The sequence below is a fragment of the Streptomyces sp. NPDC091209 genome (genome assembly GCF_044757755.1).
GTDB lineage: Bacteria > Actinomycetota > Actinomycetes > Streptomycetales > Streptomycetaceae > Streptomyces.
In genome coordinates, this window is the sequence record NZ_JBIVVR010000016.1 from 156,705 (window position 1) to 183,482 (window position 26,778).

Here is a 26,778-nt window from a genome sequence, read left to right on the forward strand (position 1 = left end):
GTCCCGGTGGCCCGGCGGCTGGGCCGTCGGAGGGAATCGGCGGCCCACCCCGGGCCGTGAAACAATCGAAGCGGCTCACACGAACCAGCAGGGAGCAGGAGACACAGCACGATGCGCATCGGAGTTCTCACCGCAGGCGGCGACTGCCCTGGCCTGAACGCAGTGATCCGGTCGGTCGTGCACCGAGCGGTCACCAACTTCGGGGACGAGGTCATCGGCTTCGAGGACGGCTACGCCGGGCTCCTCGACGGCCACTACCGCACCCTCGACCTCAACGCGGTCAGCGGCATCCTCGCCCGCGGCGGCACCGTCCTCGGCTCCTCCCGGCTGCAGCGCGACCGGCTCCGCGAGGCCTGTGACAACGCTCAGGACATGGCCCGCGAGTTCGGTATCGACGTGCTCATCCCGATCGGCGGCGAGGGCACCCTCACCGCGGCCCGGATGCTGGCGGACGCGGGACTGCCCGTGGTCGGCGTGCCGAAGACGATCGACAACGACATCTCCGCGACGGACCGCACCTTCGGCTTCGACACCGCCGTCGGCGTCGCCACCGAGGCCATGGACCGCCTGAAGACCACGGCCGAGTCCCACCAGCGCGTGATGGTCGTCGAGGTCATGGGCCGGCACGCGGGCTGGATCGCCCTGGAGTCCGGCATGGCCGCCGGCGCCCACGGCATCTGCCTGCCCGAGCGCCCCTTCGACCCCTCCGACCTCGTCGCGATGGTCGAGGAGCGGTTCGCGCGCGGCAAGCGGTTCGCCGTCATCTGCGTCGCCGAGGGCGCCCACCCCGCCGAGGGCACCATGGACTACGGCCACGGCGCGATCGACAAGTTCGGCCACGAGCGCTTCCAGGGCATCGGCACGGCTCTCGCGTACGAGCTGGAGCGCCGGCTCGGCAAGGAGGCCAAGCCGGTCATCCTCGGCCATGTCCAGCGCGGCGGCACGCCGACCGCGTACGACCGTGTCCTCGCCACCCGCTTCGGCTGGCACGCCGTCGAGGCCGCGCACCGCGGTGACTTCGGCATGATGACCGCGCTGCGCGGCACGGACATCGAGATGGTGCCGCTCGCGGACGCGACCACCGAACTGAAGACGGTCCCGAAGGACCGGATGGACGAGGCCGAGTCGGTGTTCTAGTCCCCTCGGTCCCCTCGGGGACCGGAACCGGGCCGGTGGACGGGCCCTCGACCTCGCGGTCGGGGGCCCGCGCTCGTGGCCGGGTGCCTCAGTACGTGCTTCGGCGGACCGTGGCCCAGAAGTGTTCGAGGACCCGGTCGAGGAATTCCCGGCCGGACTCGCCGGAACCGGTGGTGGCCGAAACGCCGCCCCAGTTCAGTGTGGCGACCATCTGCCCCTGGTAGTCGGTGTGCAGCTCCTCCAGCGCGGTCTCCAGGATGCCCCGGTCCAGCGGCACCACCTTGCCGACCGGGCGCACGTAGGCCTGCCAGCGGGTGGTCACGGCGCTGCGCAGCAGGTCGGAGAGCCGGTCGTCGCGGCCCGTCACCGTGATGAAATCGGGCAGCGAGAGTTCCAGCACCTCGGCGAGCGCGGTCGACTGCCGTTCCGTGCCGCGCCAGCTTCCGGACTCCTCCATCCGCTGGTAGGCGGGGAGTTCGATCCCGACGGCGTGCGCCACGTCCTCCGGGGCGAGATCGCGTGCGACGCGGTGTTCGCGCAAGGTACGCGGGGCGCCTATGAGTTCACCCGCCGAGCACCACAACACGCCCGCGAGGGCGGTGAGTTCGGGGCTGCTCGGCGCGGTGATACCGCGCTCCCAGGCGGTGACGAGATCGGGGGTGACGTACGGCAGCCCGTACGAGGCTCTCAGTCCGTAGGCGACATGCTCGGGCCCCATTCCGAGCGCTGCCCGCAGTCTTCGGGCGGCGGGGGCGTTGAAGGGCGGGGTGGGCTGTTGGGCTTGCGGTCGGTGCACGCGCACAAAGTATGGGTCCGGGACAGCGATGACTACGGTCTGTTCGGCCACAATCACAGATTGTAGGAACATACGGTTTCGGCCGTGGCTTTGAATTCGCCGTACCGGAACGGTAGTTCACCCCTTGACGGCCCCGCCGAGAGCGAATCCCCCGCCCAGCCGCCGGGCCACCAGCAGGTACAGCAGGATCACCGGCGTCGAGTAAATGACCGAGAACGCCGCCAGCTGCCCGTAGACCACGGTCCCCCGGTTCCCGAAGAACTCGTTGATGCTCACCGACGCCGGCATCTGGTCCGGGGTGAGCAGCAGCATGAACGGGACGAAGAAGTTCCCCCACATCATCGCGAACGAGAAGACCGTCACCACCGCCACGCCCGGGCCCATCAGCGGGAGCACGATCCGCACCAGGGACTGCAGGGACGACGCCCCGTCCGTCCAGGCCGCCTCCTCCAGCTCCTTCGGCACGCCGTCCATGAAGTTCTTCATCAGCCAGATGGCGAACGGCAGTTGGGAGGCGGCGAAGAAGAAGATCGTGCCCTGCGTGGTGTCGATCAGGTTCACCTGTACGAACAGGGCGTAGACGGGGACCATGATCGCCGTGATCGGCAGGCTGGTCGCGAAGAGGATCGTCAGCAGGAAGGGGCGGTTCAGCCGGGACCGGAAACGCGAGAGGGGGTAGGCCGCGAGGGCCGCGCACACGACCGTCAGCGCGGTGCCGCCGCCGCACAGGATCAGGCTGTTCAGCAGCGGGGTGAAGGTGATGTCCGGTTTCAGTACGGCGTCGAAGTTGGACAGGGTCACCCCGTCCGGCATCTTCACCCGCAGGTCCGCGTGCGCGTCCAGCGAGGACAGGACCACCCAGGCCAGCGGAAGCGCGAACGCCGCCGCCACCACCAGCAGGCCGGCGTCCGCCGCCAGCCGCCGTCCTGAGCGGCGGGACCTGAGGCTTGCGCCGCGCGTCAGTACGGCCATCTCACACCTCCGTCCGCAGCAGCCGCATGTACACGAGGGAGAACAGCGAGCCGACCACCAGGAGCAGCAGCGCCACCGCCGTCCCGTACCCGATCATGCTGTTCTGGAAGGCCTGTTCGTACATGAACAGCGGCAGGGTCTGGCTGCGGTTTCCCGGACCGCCCCTCGTCATCACCCAGATCAGCCCGAACACCGACAGCGTCTGCAGGGTGTTGAGCATCAGGTTGGTGCCGATCGAGCGGCGGATCATCGGCAGCGTGATGTGCCACATCCGCCGCCAGCCACCGGCTCCGTCGACCTCCGCCGCCTCGGTGATCTCCTTCGGGATCTCGCCCAGCGCCGCCGAGTAGACCAGCATCGAGAAGGCGGTGCCCCGCCATACGTTCGCGAACGACACCGCCAGGATCGGCAGCGTGAACATCCAGTTCTGGGACGGGAGATGGAGCCAGTCCAGGATGGCGTTCAGGGTCCCCTCGCGGCGGAAGAAGGCGTAGAGAAGGAAGCCCGCGACCACCTCCGGCAGCACCCACGCCGTGATGACGACCGCGCCGACCAGCGTGCGCACCGGCTTCGACGCCCGCTGCATCAGCGCGGCCAGGGCGAGGCCCAGGGTGTTCTGGCCGACCAGCGACGACAGCACCGTGAACACCAGCGTCAGCCATACGGCGTTGATGAAGGCGTCGTCCTTGAACGCCGCCCGGAAGTTGGCGAAGCCGACGAACGACGAGTGCGCCTGCCCCGTCAACTGCAGGTCGGTGAAGGCGATGTACGCGCAGTAGGCGATCGGCCCCGCGAGGAAGAGAAGCAGGAGGACGACGGCGGGGGCGAGCGGCAGCGTACGGGTGAGGGAGCGCAGGAGGCCTCCCCGGCGCGGGGAGGCGGCCCCCGTCCTCAGTGGCCGGACCGGCGGGGAAGCCGCCTTCGTGCCGACACTCACTTCCGGGTCACCTGGTCGTCGGTGACCGTCTTCAGCTCCTCGTCGTACGCGCCGGCGGCCTTGTCCACGGAACTGTCGCCGGTGGTCACGCTCTCCATGGCCTCCTGGATGGCGGTCGAGACCCTCGGGTACGCCGGGTAGGCGGGCCGGTAATGGGTGCTGGCGACCAGGTCCGTGAAGAACTTGATGCCGGGCTGCGCCTTCACGTAAGCCGGGTCGGCGGCGACGTCCTCGCGGACCGCGATACCGGAGTTTGCGATGTACCACTTCTGGGCGTTCGCCTTCGTCTGCATCGTCTCGACGAACTTGAAGGCCAGGTCGGGGTTCGACGCCTTGGAGGGGATCGACCAGGTCCAGCCGCCGGACATGCTGACCTCGCCGGGGGCCTGGCCGTGCTGGGTGGGCATGTGGGCGAGGCCGAGCTTGTGGGACCACTCGGGCCACTCGTGGCCCGAGCCCGTCAGCCAGTCCTGCGGGAGCCAGCTGCCGTCGAGGTCGATGCCGAGCTCGCCCTTGGGCAGCAGCTCTCCGCGGACACTGGTCGCGAAGTTCGGGTCGAGCGCGTCGGTGACGTCGGGGCCGAGCTTCTCCTTGTAGACCGTCTCCACGAACGTGAGGGCGTCCTTGAAGCCCTGGCTGCCGGCGACCCACTTCTTGGAAGCGGTGTCGTACAGCGGATCCGTCGTGCCGTCCCCGGTTCCGTACAGCAGCATCTCGAAGCCCTGCATGGTGGCGGCCTCGCCCGCCGGTTTGCCCGTGTAGACGTTCAGGGGGGTGACGCCGGGGACCTTCTTCTTGATGGTGCGGGCTGCGGTGAGGATGTCGTCCCAGGTCTTCGGCTGCCAGTTCGCGGGCAGTCCCGCCTTCGCGAAGACGCCCTTGTCGAACCAGAGTCCGCGGGTGTCCGTCCCGTCCGGGACGCCGTACGTCTTCCCGTCCTGCGCCTTGGCGGCCGCCTTCGCGGTGCCGATGAACCGGCCCCAGTCGGGCCACTTGTCCAGATAGGGGTCGAGCGGCTTCAAGTACCCGCTGGTGATGTCCGAGTTGATGAGGAAGGTGTCCTCGTAGACCAGGTCGGGCGCCGTCTTCGGCGACCTCAGCATCTGCTGGAGCTTCGTGTAGTACTCGGAGTCCGGGGCCTTGATCGGGACGAGTTCGACCTTCTTACCCGGGTTCGCCTTCTCGAACTGCTTCTTCATCTCGCCGAGGGATGTGTCCATCACGCGGATCGAGTTGTCCGTGGACTGCTTGTAGGACACCTTCACGGTGTCCGGATCGCCACCGGATCCGGATCCGCAAGCGGTGAGCGTCGTCGCGGCGAGCAGTGTGGCGAGGAGAACGGGGGTGGCGGTGGGGCGCACGGGCAGGACCTCCTACGGACCGACATCGTTGTCGTGCGAGCCGAGTTGTCTGCCCGCCGAACGTAAAGCTGTGCGGATGTCAGGTCAATGACTGTGCAGTGGTGCAAGTCGCGTAAGCGGCCAGGAAGTTGCCGCCGGCTCTCTCGGCCCGCTGCCCTGTGCCTGTGCCTGTGCCTGTGCCTGTGCCGGACCCGGGCCCGGGGCCGTTCCCGCGCCCGGGGCCGCACCCGGCCGGGACTCCGGGCGCGAGCGGATCGAGGTTTTCGGCCCCGGACTGCCGGAAGTCCGGCCCTTTCTCGGGCTAGGCCTTGACCCAGCGGTACTGCAACTCCGGCCGCCCGACTGCCCCGTACTGCGGAGCGCGGGCCGCCAGGCCCGCCTCCACCAGGTGTTCCAGATAGCGCCGGGCGGTGATCCGTGAGATGCCGACGGCCTCGGCGACCTTGGCCGCCGTCAGCCCGGCGGCGTGGTCCCGGAGGGTGACGGTCACGCGTTCCAGGGTCGGCGCGCTCAGCCCCTTGGGCAGCGCCGCCGGGCCCGGCGCCCGCAGGGTGGCCAGCGCGCGGTCCACCTCGTCCTGGCCGCTCGCCTCGCCGGCCGCCGCGCGGAACTCCGCGTACCGGATCAGCCGGTCGCGCAGGGTGGCGAACGTGAACGGCTTCAGCACGTACTGGACGACCCCGAGCGACACCCCCTCCCGTACGACCGCCAGGTCGCGTGCCGACGTCACCGCGATGACGTCGGCGTGATACCCGGCGGCGCGCAGAGAGCGGGCGAGCTGGAGGCCGTGCGTGTCCGGCAGATGCAGGTCGAGCAGCAGCAGGTCCACAGGCGTACGGTCCAGCGCGCGGCGCGCCTGCGCACCCGTGTGGACCTTGCCCACCACGGTGAAACCGGGAACCCGGCCGACGTACATGACGTGCGCGTCGGCGGCGACGGGATCGTCCTCGACGACGAGCACACGGATCGGATCGGTCATGCGCCGCCTCCGGGCAGAACGGGCTCGGACGGCCGGGTGGACCGGGTGGGCCGGGGTGACTGGGCGGGCCGAGGCGGCTGAGACGTCCGGCGGGACCCGGACGGCACGGAGCCGGCGGATGCGGGCTCTGTGCCCGTGTCCGGGCCCCAGTCCGGGTCGGGCCCCGTGCCCCGGGCCATGCCTGGGTCTGAGCCTTGGTTCGAGTTCTTGGCTGTGCGCGGGTCTGAGCCTTGGTCCGAGTCCTGGGCCATGCCTGGGTCTGAGCCCTGGTCCGAGTCCCGGAGCGAGGCGGAGTCCGGGTCCGGATCCGGGTGCGGCTTCGGCTCCGAGTCACGGTCCGAGACGGAGGCCGGGGCCCGGCCCGGGGTGGAGTCCGGGGCCGGGGGCGGCGCCGGGAGGGGCAGCCGTACCTCGAACTCCGCTCCGCCGTCGGCCCCTTGCCGTACCTCCAGCGTGCCCGCGTGACGGTTCACCGTCTGGCGGGCCAGGGCCAGACCGAGGCCCCGGCCGCCGGGGCCCGCCGGTTTCGTGGACCAGCCGCGGTGGAAGACCTGCTCGGTGTGGGCGGGGTCCACCCCCGAGCCGGTGTCGGCGACCCGCAGGATCAGGGCCGAGCCGTCGGTGAACGCCGTCACCGTGACACGGGCACCGACCGTGCCCCGCGCCGCGTCCGTCGCGTTGTCGATCAGGTTGCCGAGGACGGTGACCAGGTCGCGCGCGGAGAGCGAGGCCGGGAGCAGCCCGTCGTCGATGCCGCTGTCCTCCGAGACCACGAGCTCCACACCGCGCTCGTTCGCCTGCGCGGCCTTGCCCAGCAGCAGCGCGGCGAGGACCGGTTCGCTGACCGCGGAGATCACCTCGTCGGTGAGGGCCTGCGCCAGTTCCAACTCGGCGGTGGCGAAGTCGACGGCCTCCTCGGCGCGGCCCAGTTCGATCAGGGAGACCACCGTGTGCAGACGGTTCGCCGCCTCGTGCGCCTGCGAGCGCAGCGCCTGGGTGAACCCGCGCTCCGAGTCCAACTCGCCCGTCAGCGCCTGGAGTTCCGTCACATCCCGCAGAGTGGCCACCGTGCCCCGGCGTTCGCCGCCGGACACCGGGGAGGTATTCACCACCAGCACGCGGGTGTCCGTCAGATGGACCTCGTCCACCCGGGGCTCAGCCGACAGCAGCGCGCCCGTCAGCGGTGCGGGCAGCCCGAGTTCGGCCACCGAACGGCCGACCGCGTCGTCCGTCACGCCGAGCAGTTCCCGCCCGCCGTCGTTCATCAGCGCCACCCGGAACTGCCCGTCCAGCATCAGCAGCCCCTCACGCACGGCGTGCAGCGCGGCCTGGTGGTAGTCGTGCATACGGCTCAGCTCGGCCGCGTTCATGCCATGGGTGGATCGGCGCAGCCGGGCGTTGATGACGTACGTGCCGGCACCGCCCAGCAGCAGCGCGCCCGCCGCGACCCCCATCAGGGCCGTGACCTGGTCCTGGACGCGTTCGGTGATCGCCTGGACCTTGATGCCCGCGCTGACCAGGCCGATGGTCCGCGCGCCGTCCTGGATCGGCGTGACCGCCCGCACGGAGGCGCCGAGGCTGCCCGTGTACGTCTCGGTGAAGGACCTGCCCGCCAGCGCCGGACCGATGTGCCCGAGGAAGTGCTTGCCTATCAGCTTCTCCTTGGGGTGCGTCCAGCGGATGCCCCTCGGATTCATGATCGTCACGAAGTCGACGTCGGTGTCCCGCTGCACCCGCAGCGCGTACGGCTGGAGCTCGGCGGTGGGGTTCGCGGTGCCGATGGCCGCGTGGACGGACGGGGCGTCCGCGACCGAGCGGGCCACCGCCATCGCCTGGCGGCCGGCGGCCTCCTCGGCCTGGCCGCGGTCGCCGACGTAGGTGAACAGCGCGTACCCGGCGACGAGGACCGCGATCAGCACGGCCTGCATGCCGAAGAGCTGGCCGGCCAGGCTGCGGGGTCGCGGGACACGGGGGAGACGCATGCCGTTCAGTGTGCCTCGCCCGGACGGGGGCCCTCCGGCCCGGCCCTGCGGGGCGGGGGCTGTCCGGCCCGGTGCCTGCGGGGCGGGGGCTGTCCGGCCCGGCCCTGCGGGGCGGGGGCTCTCCGGACCGGTGCCTTCGGGACGTGGGCTCTCCGGGACGGCGGGGCGCCGGACTCCGCTGGGGCGCGTGAACTCAATGAACGGAAGGGTGACCGCCCTCACACACCGGGAGATAGTCCCCTCATCCCCCCGGGAGTCCACGCCTCCCGGTTTCCCCGGACGTGAGCCGCACGCCGGGTTCCGCCGGTCGTGAGCCGCACGCCGGATGATGCCGACGACGTCGTCAAGGAGAGCAGCCGTGGCCAGCACGCCGCAAACGGCACCTGCCGCACCCGCCGCCGAGCGGGACCGCACGCACTATCTGTACATCGCCGTGATCGGCGCCGTGATCCTCGGGATCGCGGTGGGCCTGATCGCCCCCGACTTCGCCGTCGAGCTCAAGCCCATCGGTACGGGCTTCGTGAACCTGATCAAGATGATGATCTCCCCGATCATCTTCTGCACGATCGTGCTGGGCATCGGCTCGGTCCGCAAGGCCGCCAAGGTAGGCGCCGTCGGCGGCATCGCGCTCGGCTACTTCCTGGTCATGTCGCTCGTGGCGCTGGCGATCGGTCTGGTCGTCGGCAACATCCTGGAGCCGGGCAGCAGCCTGGCGATGACCGACGCGGTCAAGCAGGCCGGGCAGGGGCAGGTGTCGGCGGAGGCGCTGCCGCCGGTCGACTTCGTGCTCTCGATCATCCCGACCACGATGATCTCGGCGTTCACCGAGGGCCAGGTTCTGCAGACCCTGCTCGTCGCGCTGCTCACCGGGTTCGCGCTGCAGGCCATGGGAGCGGCCGGGCAGCCGGTCCTGCGCGGGGTGGAGCACATCCAGCGGCTCGTGTTCCGGATCCTCGCCATGGTCATGTGGGCCGCCCCGCTGGGTGCCTTCGGCGCCATCGCCGCCGTCACCGGTTCCGCCGGCCTGGACGCGCTGAAGAGTCTGGCCGTGCTGATGCTCGGCTTCTACGTCACCTGTTTCCTCTTCGTCTTCATCGTGCTGGGCACGCTGCTGCGCGTGGTGACGGGCCTGAACATCCTCACGTTGCTGAGGTACCTGGGCCGGGAGTTCCTGCTGATCCTGTCCACCTCGTCCTCCGAGTCCGCGCTGCCGCGGCTCATCGCGAAGATGGAGCACCTGGGCGTCGGCAAGTCGGTGGTCGGCATCACCGTCCCGACCGGCTACTCCTTCAACCTCGACGGCACGATGATCTACATGACCATGGCCTCGCTCTACATCGCCGACGCGATGGGCAAGCCGATGGCGATCGGGGAGCAGATCCCGCTCCTGCTCTTCCTCCTCGTGGCCTCCAAGGGCGCGGCCGGCGTCAGCGGGGCGGGCCTCGCCACCCTGGCCGGCGGCCTCCAGTCGCACAAGCCCGCCCTGGTGGACGGTGTCGGCCTCATCGTCGGCATCGACCGCTTCATGAGCGAGGCGCGCGCGCTGACGAACTTCGCCGGCAACGCCGTGGCCACGGTCCTGATCGGCACCTGGACGAAGGAGATCGACAGGGAGCGGGTGGCCCAGGTCCTCGCCGGACAGCTGCCCTTCGACGAGAAGACCCTGCAGGACGACGCGGGCACCGCCGTCGGCGACGGTCACGCGGACCTGCCGGAGCAGGGCGGCGAGAAGGAGCCTGCCACGGCGTAGGGACCCCTCGGACGCCGGGCGGCCGGGCGCCCCACGAGCCCGGCCGCCCGGCGCGCCGATGGAGGTGACGGAGTCCTCGGAGGTCCCTGACTCCTCCGAGGACTCAGTCGCTCAACTCGGCCACGAGTTCGGTGGCGCGTGAGGCGGGTACGCCCGCCGCGGTCAGCATGGTGACCGCGGCGGAGCTGCCCGCCTCCTCCGCTGCCAGGAGGCCGTCGTTCACCGCCTCCATGAGGGCGAACAGGGTCTGCTCGTGCACGTACGCCAGCGCGTTCGGGGGCAGCGGCGACGCGAACACGCCCTGCTCCAGGCCGCGTCGGAGAATCTCCGCGCAGGCCTCGCGGACCGGCGTGAGGCGTTCCCGGATGCCCTGCATGGTGACGCTGCGCTGGGCGAGGGCGACCAGCAGCCGGTAACGGTCGGCGATCTCCCAGACGGCCAGGGTCGAGCGGGCCAGTGACTCGGCCGGGTCCGCGACCCCTTCGCGGCCCGCCGCGTGCGCCGCCGCGACCGCCGCCACGGCCTCGTCGGTCAGGGTGCCGACCAGCGCCTCGCGGCTGGGGAAGTGCCCGTACACCGTGCGCCGTACGACACCCGCCGCCCGGGCGATCTGGTCCATGGACGCGTCGGGGTCACGCAGCAGTTCGGCGAGCGCGACGTCGAGGATGCGGCGGCGGTTCACATCGGCGCGGCTCGGGTTACCCGTGGTCATGGCTGCCATTCTGCCCGGCCGCCGGGCGACTTCCGGTTCCGCGGTCACGGCGTCTCCACCTCCTCCATTTGCACAGCGCTGTGCAATCTCGTACATTGCACAGCGTTGTGTAATTGCACTGCACTGTGCAAGTCCCGCAGTGCGAGTCCTGGTGCGGACGGATCTCCGTACCCGTCGACGAAGGAAGGGCGACCGTAGCCATGCGTCTCGTCATGAACGAACCGGTCGAGAGGATGGACCGGCCCTACGCCAGGCGCTGGTGGGCGCTGCTGGTGCTCTGCCTGAGCCTGCTGATCATCGTGATGGCGAACACCGCCCTCACGGTCGCGGCTCCCGACATGACCCAGGACCTCGGCCTGTCCAGCGCCGACCTGCAATGGGTCATCGACGGCTACACCGTCCCGTACGCGGCGCTGATGCTGGTGCTCGGCGCCATCGGGGACAAGTACAGCCGGCGCGGCGCGCTCATCCTGGGGCTCGTCGTCTTCGGCGGCGGAGCGGTCGCCGGTTCGCTCGTCGACAGCTCCACCGGGGTCATCGCGGCCCGCGCCGTCATGGGGGTCGGCGCCGCGCTGATCATGCCCGCCACGCTCTCCCTGCTCGCCGCGACCTTCCCGCGCGCCGAGCGGGCCAAGGCGATCGTCCTGTGGACCGCCACCGCCGGACTCGCCATCGCCGCCGGGCCGTTGGTCGCGGGCGCCCTGCTGGAGAACCACGGTTGGTCCGCCACGTTCCTGATCAACGTGCCGATCGCGGCCCTCGCCATCGTCGGCGCGCTCGTCCTCGTACCGCCGTCCAAGGCCGCGCACCACAACCGCATCGACTACGTCGGCGGGCTGCTCTCCGTCGTCTGGATCGGCTCGCTGGTCTACATGATCATCGAAGGCCCGCACTTCGGGTGGGGCGTCAAGGCCGTGACCGCCGCGGTGGTCGCCGGGGCCGGACTGATCCTCTTCGTCCTGTGGGAGCTGCGCCACCCGCGCCCGGTCATCGACGTACGACGCTTCGCCCAGCGCCGCTTCGCGGGCTCGAACCTCGCCGTCGCCCTGTTCTTCCTGGCCGTGTTCGGCGCCTTCTACTACCTCACCCAGCACCTCCAGTTCGTCCTCGGCTACGACGCCCTGGACACCGGAGTGCGGATGCTGCCCCTCGCCGGTGCCGTGTTCGTGGGCTCGGCGCTCACCGGGTACCTCACCCCGCGCATCGGCATGAGGTTCACGGTCACCGCGGGCATGGTCGGCGGCACGGCGGCACTGGCGCTGCTCACCCGGGTGGACGCCTCCTCGGCGTACGGCGACTTCGTGCTGCCCCTCGTCATCCTCGGCCTCGCCATCGGACTCGCGCTCTCGCCCTGCACGGACGCCATCATGGGCGCCTTCCCCGAGGCCGAACTGGGTGTCGGCGGCGCCGTCAACGACACCTCGCTGGAGCTCGGCGGCTCGCTCGGCATCGCCATCCTCGGCTCGGTGCTGGCGGGTTCCTACTCCTCGCACCTCGCGACCGCGACCGCGGGCAGCAAGCTCCCGGCGGGCACCCTGGCCACGGCCCAGGACTCGGTGGGTGCCGGATACGCCGTCGCCCAGGGCATCGGCGACAAGGCCCGCCAGATCGGCGAACAGGCGGCGCACGCGGCGACCCCGGAGCAGGCCGCGCAGTTGAAGGCGCAGGCCGGTCAACTCGCCAGCGGAGCGCGGCAGATGGCCGAGGCGGTCGGCTCGTCCTTCTCGGACGCGGTGGCGCACACCAGCCTCGTCGGAGCGGTGATCCTGGGCGTGGGCACGGTACTGGTCGCGGTGCTGCTGCCGGGCAAGGGCCGTACGGAGGCCGAGACCGAGACCGAGGCCGGAAGCCAGGCCGAGACCGAGACCGAGGCCGGAAGCAAGGCTGAGGCCGGGACCGAGGCCGGGAACACCACCGCGGACGCCGAGCCCGGGACCGAGGCCGGGAAGGCTGCCGAGGGGGAGGGTGACGGCGTGGCCGAAGGACACAGCGCCGACGCGGCCGGAACCGCGACCCCCCGGGCCGCCGTCTCGTAGAACATGCACTACCGTGCCGTGCCGGACCGACCGGCACGGCACGGCACGTTCTGCGGAGGACACCGAGCATGAAGATCGACTGGGACCGGCGTACGTGCGCGCGGCGCGGCCACGTGACGTACGCGCCCGACGAGCAGGTGCTGCGGGAGCGGCTGCGCGCCGAGACGGGCCTCGGCGAGGCATGGCGCTGTCTGCGCTGCGGCGACTTCGCGCTCGGCGATCCGCACGGCTCCGGCCCCGCGGACGAGGCGCCGCTCGTGCCCCGCGGCAAGGTGCTCCGTGATCTGTTCATCCTGCGCTTCCTCGCGATCGAGCGGGCCGTGCGCGGGGTGTTCATCGTGCTGGTCGCGGCCGCCGTCTGGAAGTTCAGCAACAGCCAGTTCGCGGTGCGCCGGCTCTTCGACGAGTACCTCGACGTCTTCAGGCCGGTCTTCCGGCACTTCCACTACGACCTCGACCACTCGCCCGTCGTCGGCACCATCCAGAAGACCTTCGGCTACAAGCACTCCACGCTGCTGCTGGTCGCGGTCCTGCTGCTGGTGTACGCGCTGATCGAACTCGTCGAGGCGGTCGGGCTCTGGTACGCCAGGCGCTGGGCGGAGTACCTCACGGTCGTCGCCACCGCCGCCTTCCTCCCGCTGGAGATCTACGAACTCACCGAGCACATCAGCTGGGTGAAGATCGCGACGCTGATCCTGAACGTCCTCGCGGTTCTCTACATCGCCCTCGCCAAACGGCTGTTCGGTCTGCGCGGTGGACACAAGGCGTTCGAGGCGGAGCGGCAGAGCGCGTCGCTTCTGGAGGTCGAGGAGTCGGCCGGGGTCATGGTCTGACCCTCGGGCGCACGGCCGGGACGCACCGTCCCGTGCGCGTCAGCCGCCCTTTCCGAGGGTCTCGGCCACGGCGCGCGGCAGCCAGGCCCGCGCGTCGCCGAAGGGGAAACCGAGCGCTGCGGCCCGGGAGTTGTCCATGGCGTAGGAACGGCTGAAGGAGAACGGGGAGACCTCGCCCGCCTCGACGGCACCCAGGACCGCCGTGCCGTCCGGGAGGTGCGCGGTGATCGCCTCGCACAACTCCCGTGTGGTCAGCGGACCGTGGGAGGCCGCGTTGACCGGGCCGGTGAAGTCCTCGCCCACCGTCCAGAACAGGAAGTCGGCAATCTCCTCGACGTGGATGTAGGTCGCCGGGTGGTTCACGGGCGGCACGGCGATCGTCTCGCCCCTGCGGATCCGGTCGGCGTAGTGCTCCAGCCGGCCGGTGAAGTCGTCGTCCCCGCCCAGCACATGGGCGACCCGCACGGCCACGTACGGGAAGCCGGGACCGGCCGCGAACACCGCCTCGGCCTGCCGCTTGCCCTCCCCGTAGTGCGCGTCGAGGAAGGCCGTGTCGTCCCAGGGGAGTCCGAGATCGACGGCGACCGTGCGGGGATCCACGGCCTCCTCGCCGACCGGGTCCGCCGTGTCCTCGTCCGCGTACACCTCGACGGTGGACGTCATCACATACCGGCGCGTGCGCCCGGCGAAGACCCGGCGGGCGATCTCCGCCTGCCGCGGCGTGTAGCAGACCTGGTCGACGACGACATCGAAAGTCCGTGAACCCAGCGCCTTTTCCAGCGCGTTCTCGTCATCGCGGTCGGCGATCAGATGAATGGTCCCGGCGGGCGGTGCCGACGAGCCGCGATTGATGACAGTGACCCGGTCGCCCGCGGCCGTCAGCCGGGCAATGAGCCGCTTTCCGAAATACCGGTTTCCGCCGATGACGCAGATCTCTCGCATGTCGCCCTCCCTATTGCCCCGCACCCGTGCTCCTTGCGTCCCCGCACACGGGCACCCGCTCTCCACGCACCCGTAACCGACCGCGGGGCGTCATCCGCGCTTCGGGCCGTGGTCATAATTCTCCCGTCGCAGGGGGCAGGTCCGAAGGGGGAGACGTGGGAGATCCGGCTGTCGTACCGAAGGAAACACGGCATTCGCGTGCCGTCTCCGGCGAAACGTCGGTGGGTTTCGACGCGCTGGACCGGCAGATCCTGGAACTGCTCCAGAGCGACGGCCGGATCAAGCTCAGCGAGCTGGGCCGCCGGGTCATGCTGAGCCCGGCGGCGGTCGCGGAGCGGGTGCGCCGGCTGGAGGCGACGGGCGCGATCACCGGCTACGGCGCCCGGGTGTCCGCGCCCCGCCTCGGCTACGGGATCCAGGCCTTCATCCGCGTCGACCCGCACGGCGGGTACACGCTGAAGCATCCCCGGACCCTGGAACTGCTGGCCCGTCCCGAGGTCACCGAGGTCCACCACGTGGTCGGCGAGGACTGCTGGATCCTCAAGGTCGCCGTCGAGGACACGATCCATCTGGAGGACGTCCTGGAGCAGACCTCCGCGCTGGGGCGGACCACGACCTCGATCGTGCTGTCGTCTCCGGTGGACCACAAGCCGCTGCTGCCCCGCACCTCACGCTGAGCCCCGTCGGCCCGCGCCCGGGCGGCCGGTGGTCATGGACGCTTGCCTTGACGTCGGCGTCAAGGACTACCGTCGGGTCATGCGAATCGGCGAGCTGGCCGCACGGGCCGGGACGACCACGCGGACTCTGCGCTACTACGAGTCGCGCGGGCTGCTGTCCGCGCGACGGGGCGAGAACGGGTACCGGACGTACGACGAGCACGACCTGCGGCTGCTCCGGCAGATCAGGACGCTGCAGGACTTCGGGTTCGACCTGGAGGAGACGCGGCCCTTCGTGGAGTGCCTGCGGGCCGGGCATCCCGAGGGCGACTCGTGCCCGGCGTCCCTGGACGTCTACCGCCGCAAGCTCGGCGAGCTCGACGCGCTGATCGACGAGCTGCGGTCGGTGCGCGCGCAGGTCGGCGAGCAGCTCGCGCGGGCGGAACGGGCACGCGACGAGCTGGCGGCCGACGCTGAGGTTCCGGGCGGTCCGGAACCCGTATGCGAACTGGGAGGGCGGACACGGTGATCAAGGCGGCAGGTGTGGCCGAAGTGACGGACGCGGACTTCGGGGCGGAGGTGATCGGGTCGGATCTGCCCGTGCTGGTGGAGTTCACGGCCGACTGGTGTCCGCCGTGCCGGCAGATGGGCCCGGTGCTCAGCGAGCTGGCCTTCGAGGAGGGCGACCGGTTCAAGGTGGTCCAGCTCGACGTGGACACCAATCCGGAGACCACGCTGGCGTACGGCGTCCTCTCGATGCCGACGTTCATGGTCTTCCGCGACGGTGAGCCCGTGAAGTCGATGGTGGGTGCCCGGGCCAAGCGACGGCTGCTGCAGGAGCTGTCCGACGTGCTCTGATCCCACCGGGCAGAGAACCCGGCACACAAAAAATCCCCTGGGCAATTGCGCCCGGGGGATTTCTCTGCGTATATTCAATGATTCGCGACTTCGAGGGATCGAGTCGCAAAGAAGTTCAGTAGGCGCAGTGTATCTGGGTGGGAGCGGAATTGTCAAACAAGGGATCGCACACAGAATTCCCCGACGATGAACTGCGAAGCGAGCAGGAATTCATCGACGGGCTGTACGCGCGGGTGGACGCCCTGCGCGGGGTCACCGAGGCCTCCGTCGACGACGCGCTCGCCCAGGGCAACACGCCCATGCAGGCCCGGCTCGAACGGGACGTCCTGGTCGCCGAACGCTCAGGGCTGCTGGCCGCGCTGAACGCCGTGGACGGTTCGCTCTGCTTCGGCCGTATCGACCTGGCCCCGGTGGAATCCCCCGTGGAAGGCGCGCCCCCCGCCGCCGTCACCCACCACATCGGCCGGATCGGCATCCGCGCCGACGACATCGAGCGCACCCCGATCCTCATCGACTGGCGGGCGCCGGTCGCCCGCCCCTTCTACCTGGCCACCGGGCACACCCCGATGGGACTGCGCCGCCGTCGGCACATCGGCACCTCGGGGCGGCACGTCACCGACCTGCACGACGAGATCCTGGACCTCGGCGACCGTGAACGCACCGGCCACGAGGACCCGACCGGCGACGCCGTGCTGCTCGCCGCGCTCAACTCCGCCCGCACCGGCCGGATGAGCGACATCGTGCAGACCATCCAGGCCGAGCAGGACCGGATCATCCGCGCGCCGCACCGGGGCATCATGGTCGTCGAGGGCGGCCCCGGCACCGGCAAGACGGCCGTCGCCCTGCACCGCGCCGCGTATCTGCTCTACGAGCACCGGGAACTGCTCGCCAAGCGGGCCGTCCTGATCGTCGGCCCCAACCCGGCCTTCCTCGGCTACATCGGCGAGGTGCTGCCCTCGCTCGGCGAGACCGGCGTGCTGCTCTCGACCGTCGGTGAGCTCTTCCCCGGCGTCCACGCGACGGCCGTCGACCCGCCCGAGGCGGCCGCCGTGAAGGGCCGCGCCGGGATGGCCGACGTCCTGGCCGAGGTGGTCCGGGACCGCCAGGCCCTGCCCGACCCGGTGATCGCGATCGAGCACGACCGGGACGTCCTGATGCTGGACGCGGGCCTCGTCCAGGTGGCCCGGGAACGCGCCCGCGCCGCCGATCTGCCCCACAACGTCGCCCGCGAGCACTTCGAGGGCCACATCCTCAACACGCTCACCGACATGCTGGCCGAACGTATCGGCACGGACCCCTTCGACGGCTCCAACCTCCTCGACCCGAGCGACATCACGCAGATCCGCGACGAGCTCGCCGAGAACCCCGAAGTCTGGTCCGCCATCGACCAGTTGTGGCCGAGACTGACCCCGCAGCGGCTGGTCGCCGACTTCCTGGCCGATCCGTACGGCTACGTCCCGGACGAGGACGCGGCGGCGATCCACCGCCCGCTGACCGGCGCCCGTGACTGGACCGTCGCGGACGTCCCCCTCCTGGACGAGGCCGCCGAACTCCTCGGCGAGGACGACCGGGTCGCCCGGGCACTGGCCGACCAGGAACGCCGTACCCAGATCGCCTACGCGCAGGGCGTGCTCGACGTGTCCTACGCCTCGCGGACGTACGAGTTCGAGGACAAGGACGAGGAGGACTCCGAGATCCTGTCCGCGCACAACATCATCGACGCCGAGCGGATGGCCGAACGGCACGAGGAGGACGACCACCGCAGCGCCGCCGAACGCGCCGCCGCCGACCGGACCTGGGCCTTCGGCCACATCATCGTCGACGAGGCGCAGGAGTTGTCGCCGATGGCGTGGCGGCTGCTGATGCGACGCAGCCCGACGCGGTCGATGACGCTGGTCGGCGATCCCGCGCAGACCGCGGAGGCGGCGGGCGTCGGTTCGTGGGAGGAGATCCTCTCCCCGTACGTCGAGGACCGCTGGGAGCACACCCGGCTCGGCGTCAACTACCGCACCCCGTCCGAGATCATGGACGTCGCGGCCGGTGTGGTGCGGGCCGAGCGCCCCCGGTTCGAGCCGCCGCGCTCCGTCCGCTCCACCGGCGTACGGCCCTGGGCGCGGGACGCGGGGGACGACCTGCCCGGCGCGGTCGCCAAGGCCGTCGCCGAACTGGCCCCCGCCGAGGGGCGGCTCGCGGTGATCGCGCCGCGCGCCCTGCACACCGCGCTGGCCGGCCGGCTGGACGGGGTGACGGCGGGGCAGGAGCCCGATCTCACCCGCACGGTGGTGCTCCTCGACCCCCGGCAGGCCAAGGGGCTGGAGTTCGACTCCGTACTGGTGGTCGAGCCCGCGGCGTACGGGACGAGCGACCTGTACGTGGCGCTGACCAGGGCCACCCAGAGCCTGGGCATCCTGCACACCGGGGAACTGCCCGCGTCGCTGCGGGGCACCGGACTGGAGTGAGGTCGCGGAGGGGGCAGCCCCCGTGGCCTCGGCCGTCCCCCATGGGCATCCCCCGGTGGCCGGGCCACCGGGGGACGGCCGCGGAGCGCCGCGACCAAGCCTCTAGGCCGGCCGCAGCCACACCGTCGCGAGGGGTGGCAGGGTGAGCTGGATGCTGGCCGGGCGGCCGTGCCAGCCCTGGGGTTCCGGTTTGACGGGGTCGGGGTTGGTGACGTCGCTGCCGCCGTAGCGGAGGGTGTCGGTGTTGAGGACTTCGCGCCAGGCGGGGATGTCCTCGGGGACGCCGAGGCGGTAGTTGTGGCGGACGGCGGGGGAGAAGTGGGAGACGGCGAGCAGCGGGGTGCCGTCGGCGGCGTGACGCAGGAAGGCGAACACGTTGTCGTCGGCGGAGTCGCCGGTGATCCAGGCGAAGCCGGCCGGGTCGGTGTCGCGTTCCCACAGGGCGGGTTCGGCCTGGTAGGTCCTGTTGAGGTCGCGGACGAGGTCACGGATGCCGCGGTGGTCGGCTTCGGCGCCGTAGGCCGGGTCGAGGAGCCACCAGTCGGGACCGTGGGCCTCGGACCATTCGGCGCCCTGGGCGAACTCCTGGCCCATGAAGAGGAGTTGCTTGCCGGGGTGGGCCCACATGAAGGCGAGGTAGGCGCGCAGGTTGGCACGTTGCTGCCACCAGTCGCCGGGCATCTTGGAGACGAGTGAGCGTTTGCCGTGCACGACCTCGTCGTGGGAGATCGGCAGGACGTAGTTCTCGCTGTACGCGTACACCATCGAGAAGGTCATCTCGTCGTGGTGGTACTTGCGGTGGACCGGCTCGTGGGACACGTAGTCCAGCGAGTCGTGCATCCAGCCCATGTTCCACTTCAGCCCGAATCCCAGACCGCCGAAGCCTCCGGGGCCGACATGGTGGGTGGCCCGGGTGACGCCGTCCCAGGCGGTGGATTCCTCGGCGACGGTGACGACACCGGGGTTGCGGCGGTAGACGGTCGCGTTCATCTCCTGGAGGAAGGCGACGGCGTCCAGGTTCTCGCGGCCGCCGTGTTCGTTGGGGGTCCACTGGCCGGGTTCGCGGGAGTAGTCGAGGTAGAGCATGGAGGCGACGGCGTCGACGCGCAGGCCGTCGATGTGGAACTCCTCGCACCAGTAGGTGGCGTTGGCGACGAGGAAGTTGCGGACCTCGCGGCGGCCGTAGTCGAATTCGAGGGTTCCCCAGTCGGGGTGGTCGGCGCGCTGGGGGTCGGCGTGTTCGTAGAGGGGCCGGCCGTCGAACTCGGCGAGGGCCCAGTCGTCGCGGGGGAAGTGGGCGGGGACCCAGTCCATGAGGACGCCGACCCCGGCGCGGTGCAGGGCGTCGACGAGGTACTTGAAGTCGTCGGGGGTACCCAGACGGGCGGTCGGGGCGTAGAACCCGGTGACCTGGTAGCCCCAGGAGCCGCCGAAGGGGTGCTCGGCGACGGGCATGAGCTCGACGTGGGTGAAGCCGAGGTCGGAGACATAGGCGGGGAGCTGGTCGGCGAGCTGACGGTAGGTCAGGCCGGGTCGCCAGGACGGCAGATGGACCTCGTACACCGAGAACGGCGCCTCGTGGGCCGGCCGGGCGGCCCGTTTCGCCATCCACTCCGCGTCCTGCCAGGGGTGACGGGACGCGTGGACGATCGAGGACGTGCGGGGCGGGGCCTCCGTACGGCGGGCCATCGGGTCCGCGCGCAGGGTGTGTGAACCGTCGGGGCGGGTGATGTCGAACTTGTAGAGCTCGCCCTCGCCTATCGCCGGTACGAACAGCTCCCACACGCCCGAGGAACCGAGCGACCTCATCGGATGGCCAGTGCCGTCCCAGAAGTTGAAGCTGCCGGCCAGCCGGACACCGCGCGCGTTCGGAGCCCACACGGTGAACCGGGTTCCGGCTACGCCCTGTTGTTCCATCGGCTCGGCGCCGAGCGCCCGCCACAGTTCCTCGTGCCGGCCCTCACCGAGCAGATGCAGATCCAACTCGCCGAGTGCCGGCAGGAATCGGTACGCGTCCTCGGTCTCCAGCACCGTTTCCTCGTACGCCACCAGCAGCCGGTACGCGTCGGGGACCGCGCGCAGCGGCAGCAGCCCGGAGAAGAATCCGTCCCCGTCGTCGCGCAGTTCGGCGCGCAGGTCGTCCGTGACCACGGTGACTCCGAGCGCGTACGGGCGGAAGGCCCGGAAGGCGACACCGTCCGGGACCGGGTGGGCGCCCAGCACTCCGTGCGGATCGTGGTGCGTACCGTCGAGCAGCCGCTGCCGGTCCGCCGCCCCGACACCGGCGAAGCCCGGACGACTTCCGCCCGGCCCGGAATCCGTCCCGCCCGGGCCGGAACTTGTCCCACCGGCGGTGGGGCTGCGTTTGTCTGGGCCTGGGTCCGTCTCGTCCGGGCCGGGGCTTGTCCCGCCGGCGGCGGGGCTGTGCCTGTCCGGGCCGGGACCTGCCTCGCGGGGGGCCGTCCCTGGGCCGGGGCTTGTCTCGCCGGGGCCGGAGTCCGTCCTGCCCCGGGCGGGATCCGGGTCGGGTGCCGTTGGAGCGTTCTCGGCCCGGCCGGGCCCTGTCTCGCCCGCGGCTGTCTTCCTGGCCGGTGCTGTCTCGGTCCCTGCCTCTTCGGTCGCCGCCTTCTTGGCCGTCGGCCTCTTGGTGGGCGTCTTCTCGGCGGCGGCCGGTTTCTTCGCGCCGTTCTTCTTCGGACTGTCGTCGGACGGGGGGCGGGGCGTCACGGGCAGGGCCTCCTCGGGAGGGTGAGCTCGGGAACAGCAGGGGGATCAGGGTGACGCGGCCAGCCACCGTACCGCCGCCAGCGGAACCGGCAGCCAGTCCGGGCGGTGCCGGGCCTCGTACACGACCTCGTACACCGCCTTGTCCGTCTCGAAGGCACGCAGTAATACGGGATCCGTGCGCGGGTCGAGGCCGCTGACCTCCGCGTATCCGGTGCAGTAGGCGGCCCGGCAGGTGTCGGCCCAGCCGGACGCCAGGGGTGTCCCCGGGGAGCCGGGAGCCTGGGGGACGGAGTGGGCCGCGTAGTCGAAGGAGCGCAGCATGCCCGCGATGTCGCGTGCCGGCGGCTGGGGCATACGGCGCTCGGCGAGCGGTTTCGACGGCTCGCCCTCGAAGTCGATGAGCGACCACTCCCCGTCGGGGGAGCGCAGGCACTGGCCGAGATGCAGGTCCCCGTGGATGCGCTGGGCCGTCCACGTATGACCCTCGGCGGACAGCTCGGCCAGAGCCGCGAACGCGGTCCGCAGGCCGGGCGCGTGGGGCCGTAGCGCGGGCACCGCCTGTGCGGCGGCGTCCAGCCGCCCGGCCATCGCGTCGACCAGCGGCCTCACCTGGGCGTGGCCCAGGGTCATTACGGGCAGCGCGCGGGCCAGTGCCATGTGCACCTCGGCGGTGGCCCGGCCCAGCGCCCGAGCCTCGGCGACGAAGTCCTCGCCCTTGGCCAGCTCCCGCAGCGCCAGCTCCCAGCCGTCCGAGGCGCCCTGCACGAACGGCTGGAGCACGCCCAGGACATACGACTGCCCGGACAGCTCGGCCCGCAGCCAGGCGGTGGGGGCCGGAACCCGCGCGCAGCCCTCGCGGGCCAGGGCCAGCGGCAGTTCGAGGTCGGGGTTGATCCCGGGAACGACCCGGCGCAGCAGCTTGAGGATGAACGTGTCCCCGTAGACCACGGACGAGTTGGACTGCTCGGCGGTCATCATCCGCGGTACGAGACCGGGCCGTATCTCCTGCCCGGTGTCCCGCTCGAAACGCAGTCCGCCGATGCGGGCCCGGGAGCGCAGGGCTTCCAGGAGCACATCGGCGGGCTGGGGGTCGTAGAGGGCCTCGTACACGGTGCGTCCGGAGAGCGGTCCCTCGCTCAGGTGCCCGATCAGCGCCGGCGCCAGCCGGGGCGGCAGCGCCTCGCGTACGCCTATCAGTAACTGGTAGCAGTCGCCGGGAACGGCCGGGGCACCCGGAACGGGCGGCTGGTGGGCGCGCACCAGCAGGTGGTGGAGGCCGAGCGGGCCGTTCGCCGGGAGCAACTCGGTGGAGGTGACCAGCGAGAGGCCGGTGACAGGCCGTCCCTTGCCGGCGAACCAGCGCTGCCGCGGCAGCCAGGTGCGCAGCAGTGGATCGAGGGACGCCAGGAGACCGGGACCTGTGGGTGCGGTGCGTGTGACGGCTTCCGACATGGGTCGCGTCCTTTCCCCGGGGGGCGGGGTGTTACTGATGCGTGCCCCGGGCGCAGCCGTGGAAACCGCCCTGCCCTGGGGCCTTTTCGGTCGAGCGGGTCCAGGAGATTTCCTGCGGACACGGCACAAGGGTGTCCAATTCCGGTGTGTGATACCAGACATGGACACCCTTGCGACGTTCACTCTCACCGGTACCGGCCGAAGGCCGCGCGGTGACCGGCCGGCGGTGGCCCGCCGGCCGGTCGTGCGTGCCGCGTGGGACCGGGCCGAGGGGCCCGGGTCAGACGGCGGTGTAGGCGAGGATGAAATGGATCTGCATCGCGAGGCTCTTGGAGATGGTGTCGCCCGAGTTCACGGGCATGAGCCAGAGCTCGTACTTCCCGGTGTCACCGGCCTTCAGTACGGCTGCTGTGCCGATCGGCTTGATCTCTGCCGTGACCTTGTCCTTGAGGCCGGCCGGCAGGATGACGGTGGCCGTGACCTTCAGATCGGCCTCACCCGTGTTCTGCGCAGTGAAGCCTCCGACCATCAGGGCACCGGCCCCGGTGAATTTGATCTCCTTGTTCTTGTACAGGAAGTCCGGGGCGCTGCTCGTGAACCAGTCGCTGGTGTTCAGCGCGCTGGTCGTCAGTCTGGCGGTCTTCGGCGGGGCGGTGGTGGTCGGCGGGGGCGAAGCGGGAGCGGTGGATCCGGTGGCCGAGGGGGTCGGGTCGGTGGGAAGCTCGGAAGCCGACACCGTGGGCTCGGCCGTGGCCGTGGCCGTGGCCGTCGGGGTGGGGAAGTCCGCCTTGACCGTGAAGGAGCCCGTCACGGTATCGGTGAACGTGGCACCGCTGCTCACGCCGATGAGGCCAAAGCCACCCGCGGCGAGCGTGAACGCCGCCACGATCTTTCTCCGGTCGGAGATGGCCATGGGGGTAGAGCCCTTCTGATAGAGCCGGGATTGTCTCGTGTTCCGGGCGGCGCGGCCGCAGGGCGGTCACACCGGGATGCCCGGGTGCGAGCGGTGGTGGAAAATGCCTAGGCCCACCCGGTCCGACTGGCATGTCACCAGGTCGGGTCGGGTGGGCTGTCGGCGGACCGTTCAGATTCCTGCCGTGACCGGCAAGGATCAGGCGGTACCGGTCAGGCTGAAGACGACGTTCGCCGTCTGGCCGGAGACGTCGTTGCTGAGGTCCGTGGCCGAGAGGACGACCTGGTACTGGACGTAGCCCTGCGCGGGAACGTGCGGCTGGCCGTCGCCGGCGCTGCCGCCGACACGCTCCATCCTGGCCGTCAGGCCCTCGATGCCGGTGGGCGTCACCGTGGCCTCGAAGGGCAGGTCGATGTCGCCGTCGTTGTGGACGGTGATGATCGGGGTCCTGTAGGTCATCGTCGACTTGTCGAAGAAGACCTGCTGGGGAAGGGTGGCCTTGTGGCCGTCGGTCCCGGGCGTGATGGTCCAGCCGTTGTAGTCCTCGATCCGCAGCTTGGCGGTGCCCGTCTTGACGGACGAGGTGGCGGTCACGGTGTCGGTGAACACGGCGCTGCTGCCGATGCTGACCAGGCCGATGCTGCCGGCGAGGATCGCCGCGACGGCGACGGCCTTCTTCTTGTTGGAAATGGCCATGTGAAAGACCCTTTCAGGAGCGGTGCTCCGGCGTGCGGGGGCGTCGGCCCGGGTCGGGCCGGTGTGCCCGTAGGGTGGCCGCAGCGCCTGAACCCGCTGCAGGACGGCAATCCCGCGGCGGGTCGGTGGTCACTGGACCAAGGCGTGTTGCGGGGTGGGCCGGAGGTTCCGGCCGATGGAAGCGGTCGGAACATCCGGCCCACTCGCGCGGGGTGGATCAGGAGGTGGCGGTGACCTTGACGGCGACCGAACCGGTCAGGTTCTGCCAGGAGTTGTCGAGGTTCTTGACCTCGATCTCCACCTTGTAGGTGGCCTTGGCGCCCTTGTTCAGCCAGGTCGAGTCGGTGGCGGCGTCGACGCGCGTCACCTTCACGTTGAGGGCGCCGCCCAGGTCGCCGCTCTTCACGACGTCGAAGGCGACGCCCGCACCGGCGGTGCCGTCGTTCTCGACGGTGAAGTTGGTGACCAGACGGCTGGTGGAGGAGCCCAGGAGCTGCTCGCCCTCGAGAACGGCGTAGTTGCCGGACACGATGTTCCAGGCCGACGTGCCGCCCCAGGTGTAGGTGGCGTGCGGGGCGACACCGTCGTACGCCGAGGTGGCGCCTTCGGCCTTGACGATGTTGAGGTCGGCGTGGCCGGAGCGCAGGTCCGTCTGCGCGGTGACCGTGTCGGTGAACGTGGCACCGGCGCCGGCGCCGATGAGGGCGAGGCCGCCGACGGCGATCGCGGCGGCCGCGATCGTCTTCTTCTTGGTGGAAATGGCCACGGTGTGGGCCTTTCTCTTGGATGGGTGAGGGTTCGGGCTTGCGCCCAGGGCGCGACACGGCCCCCGGTGGCCCCCCTGGTGGGGGCCGCCCGGCGTCGTGTCACGGGAAGGAGTCCCGTGCCCTATGGGGTGGTGGTCTGCGGGGTGGGCTTCTTCGGGCGCCACAGCAGGACGACGACGCCGCCCACGATCAGCACGGCGGCGGCGCCGAGCAGCACCCTGAAGCCGGTTTCGGTGTGGATCGAGGTGACGATGTAGCCGATGTACGGCACGTCGTGACGGACGATCCAGGCGGTGTCGCCGTCGGGGCGGACATGCCAGGGGTCCTTCGTCCGGTTGGCGTCGCCCTTGGTCTCCAGGACCGGGCCCTGCTCGGAGGGCGTGATCGTCACGATCCGGTGGACGACCTGGCGGTCCGGCTCGTCCGGGCGGTGGAAGATAACGATGTCACCGACCTTCAGCGACTTCACCGGCTCCCGCTGCGCGATGACGACGCTGCCGGTCGGGAGCTTCGGCTCCATACTGCCGCTGAGGACTGAACTGCCCTCCCAATTGCCGGACTTGACCGAGTATGCCGCCACCGCGAAGCCGACGGCGAGCAGGACGACCACGAGGCTCAGGAGGGCCGAGAGGGCCCGGTGGGCCCAGTGCCGGCGCCGGGGCGGCTGCGGGGTGGCCGGCGCCTCGGCGGGCCCTTCCGTCACTCTGCGTACTGCCAGCTTCAACTGTTCTCTCCTGCGGACAAGTTCGGGCTTACGGGTTTTACGGAACGCGCGGCCGACGAGCCATAGGGGGTGGCGCGGGGGATATCGCTCGGGGGCGTTCGAATCCCCCGCGCCGGTCATGGGGAGGAGTCGCGGAGTCCGCGGGATTCCGTGTCCGAGTGCGAGTCGGAAGCGTGGCGGCGACAGGGCGGGCCTTTTACCCGGGATGCAGAGCGGGTTCCCGGGTCGTCCCGTCGCCGCGGTCTTCACGGGACGCGCACAACGTCGGGTGGGCGGCCGGTCGGCCGTGAGGTCACCCGCTGATGCGGGGCGCCGGCTCGCCGAGTAGGTGAGCCGCTATAAAACGGTGCCTGGCCTGGACAATCTCATCCACTCCCGCGTTACACGCATGCCGTGAACTCCCCCCCAGGGAGTGGCCTCCGTCGAGGTGGCCAAGATCAGATTAAGCATGTGTGTGCACGATGGGAAGTGTGTGGATGAAGTGTGGAGGCCGTGTTACCGGAATGTAATATCGAGATGGTTTGAAGGTGGCGAGACGGGTGCTATTGGGGCTTCCCGGATGATGTGTCTGGATCTGATGGGTAGTGAACCGCCTCTGTCCGGAACCCGATTGGGCTCCGGACAGAGTCCTGGACGGCTTGCCGCAGCCCGCTAGACGGCTTCCTTCCGGAGACGGAACCAGTAGAAGCCGTGACCGGCGAGGGTCAGCAGGTACGGCAGTTCACCGATGGCCGGGAACCGCACGCCGCCGATCAGCTCGACCGGGTGCCTGCCGTTGAACTCGCGCAGGTCGAGTTCGGTGGGCTGGGCGAAGCGGGAGAAGTTGTGCACGCACAGGACGAGGTCGTCGTCCCCTTCGTCCGCGGTCGAGGGAGCTTCGCGGAGGAACGCGAGGACGGCGGGGTTGGAGGACTGGAGTTCGGTGTAGGAGCCGAGTCCGAAGGCCTTGTTCTGTTTGCGGATCTCGATCATGCGGCGGGTCCAGTGCAGCAGTGAGGAGGGCGACGACATGGACGCCTCGACGTTGGTGACCTGGTAGCCGTAGACGGGGTCCATGATCGTGGGGAGGAAGAGGCGGCCGGGGTCGCT

The 26,778-nt window shown here is 70.6% G+C and carries 22 protein-coding genes and 1 pseudogene; 8 read left to right on the plus strand and 15 right to left on the minus strand.

The window, feature by feature from the left end:
* The first annotated feature begins 111 nt into the window (after positions 1-111).
* On the plus strand, positions 112-1,137 hold the full coding sequence (locus tag ACIQRL_RS35310; protein WP_401339292.1) for an ATP-dependent 6-phosphofructokinase: 1,026 nt from the start codon (positions 112-114) through the stop codon (positions 1,135-1,137).
* Between the two features lie 88 nt (positions 1,138-1,225).
* Here the strand turns inward: ACIQRL_RS35310 and ACIQRL_RS35315 are convergent, their stop codons facing one another.
* From ACIQRL_RS35315 to ACIQRL_RS35340, 6 genes are all read right to left on the minus strand, one after another.
* Positions 1,226-1,939: a helix-turn-helix domain-containing protein gene (locus ACIQRL_RS35315; RefSeq protein WP_401339293.1), complete on the minus strand. Its 714-nt coding sequence runs from the start codon at positions 1,937-1,939 to the stop codon at positions 1,226-1,228.
* 111 nt (positions 1,940-2,050) lie between these two features.
* The gene (locus tag ACIQRL_RS35320; protein WP_401339296.1) at positions 2,051-2,905 is read right to left on the minus strand and encodes a carbohydrate ABC transporter permease; all 855 of its coding nucleotides are present in this window, start codon (positions 2,903-2,905) and stop codon (positions 2,051-2,053) included.
* 1 nt (position 2,906) lies between these two features.
* Positions 2,907-3,800 (minus strand): carbohydrate ABC transporter permease, encoded by an 894-nt coding sequence (locus ACIQRL_RS35325; protein ID WP_401339339.1) that lies wholly within the window; start codon positions 3,798-3,800, stop codon positions 2,907-2,909.
* A gap of 38 nt (positions 3,801-3,838) precedes the next feature.
* The gene (locus ACIQRL_RS35330) at positions 3,839-5,209 is read right to left on the minus strand and encodes an extracellular solute-binding protein (RefSeq protein ID WP_401339341.1); all 1,371 of its coding nucleotides are present in this window, start codon (positions 5,207-5,209) and stop codon (positions 3,839-3,841) included.
* Positions 5,210-5,504: 295 nt separating this feature from the next.
* Positions 5,505-6,182 carry a response regulator gene (locus ACIQRL_RS35335; protein ID WP_401339299.1) on the minus strand — a complete coding sequence of 226 codons (678 nt, stop codon included), beginning with the start codon at positions 6,180-6,182 and terminating at the stop codon, positions 5,505-5,507.
* Positions 6,179-8,164: an ATP-binding protein gene (locus ACIQRL_RS35340; RefSeq protein ID WP_401339301.1), complete on the minus strand. Its 1,986-nt coding sequence runs from the start codon at positions 8,162-8,164 to the stop codon at positions 6,179-6,181. The genes ACIQRL_RS35335 and ACIQRL_RS35340 overlap by 4 nt, the downstream gene beginning before the upstream one ends.
* Positions 8,165-8,492: 328 nt before the next feature.
* On the opposite strand from ACIQRL_RS35340, the gene ACIQRL_RS35345 reads away from it, so the two are divergent.
* Positions 8,493-9,914, plus strand: coding sequence for a cation:dicarboxylate symporter family transporter (locus tag ACIQRL_RS35345; RefSeq protein WP_401339344.1), 1,422 nt, complete (start codon positions 8,493-8,495; stop codon positions 9,912-9,914).
* Positions 9,915-10,017: 103 nt separating this feature from the next.
* Here the strand turns inward: ACIQRL_RS35345 and ACIQRL_RS35350 are convergent, their stop codons facing one another.
* Entirely contained in the window at positions 10,018-10,635 is a 618-nt protein-coding gene (locus ACIQRL_RS35350) for a TetR/AcrR family transcriptional regulator (RefSeq protein WP_401339345.1), read from the minus strand.
* A gap of 191 nt (positions 10,636-10,826) precedes the next feature.
* Between ACIQRL_RS35350 and ACIQRL_RS35355 the strand changes: the two genes are divergently transcribed.
* A complete protein-coding gene (locus ACIQRL_RS35355; RefSeq protein ID WP_401339303.1) occupies positions 10,827-12,662 on the plus strand; it encodes an MFS transporter in 1,836 nt (611 codons plus the stop codon).
* 68 nt (positions 12,663-12,730) lie between these two features.
* Entirely contained in the window at positions 12,731-13,495 is a 765-nt protein-coding gene (locus ACIQRL_RS35360) for a DUF2127 domain-containing protein (protein WP_401339305.1), read from the plus strand.
* Between the two features lie 39 nt (positions 13,496-13,534).
* Here ACIQRL_RS35360 and ACIQRL_RS35365 read toward each other — a convergent pair whose 3' ends face one another.
* A complete protein-coding gene (locus tag ACIQRL_RS35365; RefSeq protein WP_401339308.1) occupies positions 13,535-14,437 on the minus strand; it encodes an NAD-dependent epimerase/dehydratase family protein in 903 nt (300 codons plus the stop codon).
* 221 nt (positions 14,438-14,658) lie between these two features.
* Between ACIQRL_RS35365 and ACIQRL_RS35370 the strand changes: the two genes are divergently transcribed.
* The 4 genes from ACIQRL_RS35370 to ACIQRL_RS35385 all read left to right on the plus strand — a co-directional run bounded on the left by ACIQRL_RS35370 (position 14,659) and on the right by ACIQRL_RS35385 (position 18,410).
* The gene (locus ACIQRL_RS35370; RefSeq protein ID WP_401339347.1) at positions 14,659-15,114 is read left to right on the plus strand and encodes an Lrp/AsnC family transcriptional regulator; all 456 of its coding nucleotides are present in this window, start codon (positions 14,659-14,661) and stop codon (positions 15,112-15,114) included.
* 79 nt (positions 15,115-15,193) lie between these two features.
* Complete coding sequence (locus ACIQRL_RS35375) at positions 15,194-15,622, plus strand: MerR family transcriptional regulator (protein WP_401339311.1); 429 nt, start codon at positions 15,194-15,196, stop codon at positions 15,620-15,622.
* Positions 15,595-15,951, plus strand: coding sequence for a thioredoxin family protein (locus ACIQRL_RS35380; RefSeq protein ID WP_401339313.1), 357 nt, complete (start codon positions 15,595-15,597; stop codon positions 15,949-15,951). Before ACIQRL_RS35375 ends, ACIQRL_RS35380 begins: the two co-directional genes overlap by 28 nt.
* Positions 15,952-16,142: 191 nt before the next feature.
* A complete protein-coding gene (locus tag ACIQRL_RS35385; RefSeq protein WP_401339349.1) occupies positions 16,143-18,410 on the plus strand; it encodes a HelD family protein in 2,268 nt (755 codons plus the stop codon).
* A gap of 102 nt (positions 18,411-18,512) precedes the next feature.
* Here ACIQRL_RS35385 and glgB read toward each other — a convergent pair.
* The 7 genes and pseudogenes from glgB to ACIQRL_RS35420 form a co-directional block, all read right to left on the minus strand.
* Positions 18,513-20,684 (minus strand): annotated as a pseudogene (gene glgB, locus ACIQRL_RS35390) (1,4-alpha-glucan branching enzyme); the annotation flags it as partial.
* A gap of 498 nt (positions 20,685-21,182) precedes the next feature.
* Positions 21,183-22,589 (minus strand): maltokinase, encoded by a 1,407-nt coding sequence (locus tag ACIQRL_RS35395; protein WP_401339314.1) that lies wholly within the window; start codon positions 22,587-22,589, stop codon positions 21,183-21,185.
* 280 nt (positions 22,590-22,869) lie between these two features.
* On the minus strand, positions 22,870-23,502 hold the full coding sequence (locus ACIQRL_RS35400) for a hypothetical protein (protein ID WP_401339316.1): 633 nt from the start codon (positions 23,500-23,502) through the stop codon (positions 22,870-22,872).
* 198 nt (positions 23,503-23,700) lie between these two features.
* A complete protein-coding gene (locus tag ACIQRL_RS35405) occupies positions 23,701-24,198 on the minus strand; it encodes a hypothetical protein (RefSeq protein ID WP_401339318.1) in 498 nt (165 codons plus the stop codon).
* 217 nt (positions 24,199-24,415) lie between these two features.
* Positions 24,416-24,964 carry a hypothetical protein gene (locus ACIQRL_RS35410; RefSeq protein ID WP_401339320.1) on the minus strand — a complete coding sequence of 183 codons (549 nt, stop codon included), beginning with the start codon at positions 24,962-24,964 and terminating at the stop codon, positions 24,416-24,418.
* 122 nt (positions 24,965-25,086) lie between these two features.
* The gene (locus ACIQRL_RS35415; RefSeq protein ID WP_401339322.1) at positions 25,087-25,689 is read right to left on the minus strand and encodes a signal peptidase I; all 603 of its coding nucleotides are present in this window, start codon (positions 25,687-25,689) and stop codon (positions 25,087-25,089) included.
* Between the two features lie 651 nt (positions 25,690-26,340).
* On the minus strand, positions 26,341-26,778 hold a 438-nt coding region (locus ACIQRL_RS35420; protein WP_401339324.1), incomplete at its 5' end, for an alpha-glucosidase C-terminal domain-containing protein.

Excerpts from the sequence above, each read along its gene's own strand:
- ACIQRL_RS35335 (WP_401339299.1), bottom strand. The coding sequence starts at position 6,182 with ATGACCGATCCGATCCGTGTGCTCGTCGTCGAGGACGATCCCGTCGCC.
- ACIQRL_RS35375 (WP_401339311.1), top strand. The coding sequence starts at position 15,194 with ATGCGAATCGGCGAGCTGGCCGCACGGGCCGGGACGACCACGCGGACT.
- ACIQRL_RS35400 (WP_401339316.1), bottom strand. The coding sequence starts at position 23,502 with ATGGCCATCTCCGACCGGAGAAAGATCGTGGCGGCGTTCACGCTCGCC.
- ACIQRL_RS35355 (WP_401339303.1), top strand. The coding sequence starts at position 10,827 with ATGCGTCTCGTCATGAACGAACCGGTCGAGAGGATGGACCGGCCCTAC.
- ACIQRL_RS35405 (WP_401339318.1), bottom strand. The coding sequence starts at position 24,198 with ATGGCCATTTCCAACAAGAAGAAGGCCGTCGCCGTCGCGGCGATCCTC.
- ACIQRL_RS35350 (WP_401339345.1), bottom strand. The coding sequence starts at position 10,635 with ATGGCAGCCATGACCACGGGTAACCCGAGCCGCGCCGATGTGAACCGC.
- ACIQRL_RS35345 (WP_401339344.1), top strand. The coding sequence starts at position 8,493 with ATGCCGACGACGTCGTCAAGGAGAGCAGCCGTGGCCAGCACGCCGCAA.
- ACIQRL_RS35310 (WP_401339292.1), top strand. The coding sequence starts at position 112 with ATGCGCATCGGAGTTCTCACCGCAGGCGGCGACTGCCCTGGCCTGAAC.
- ACIQRL_RS35395 (WP_401339314.1), bottom strand. The coding sequence starts at position 22,589 with ATGTCGGAAGCCGTCACACGCACCGCACCCACAGGTCCCGGTCTCCTG.
- ACIQRL_RS35360 (WP_401339305.1), top strand. The coding sequence starts at position 12,731 with ATGAAGATCGACTGGGACCGGCGTACGTGCGCGCGGCGCGGCCACGTG.
- ACIQRL_RS35380 (WP_401339313.1), top strand. The coding sequence starts at position 15,595 with ATGCGAACTGGGAGGGCGGACACGGTGATCAAGGCGGCAGGTGTGGCC.
- ACIQRL_RS35365 (WP_401339308.1), bottom strand. The coding sequence starts at position 14,437 with ATGCGAGAGATCTGCGTCATCGGCGGAAACCGGTATTTCGGAAAGCGG.
- ACIQRL_RS35320 (WP_401339296.1), bottom strand. The coding sequence starts at position 2,905 with ATGGCCGTACTGACGCGCGGCGCAAGCCTCAGGTCCCGCCGCTCAGGA.
- ACIQRL_RS35340 (WP_401339301.1), bottom strand. The coding sequence starts at position 8,164 with ATGCGTCTCCCCCGTGTCCCGCGACCCCGCAGCCTGGCCGGCCAGCTC.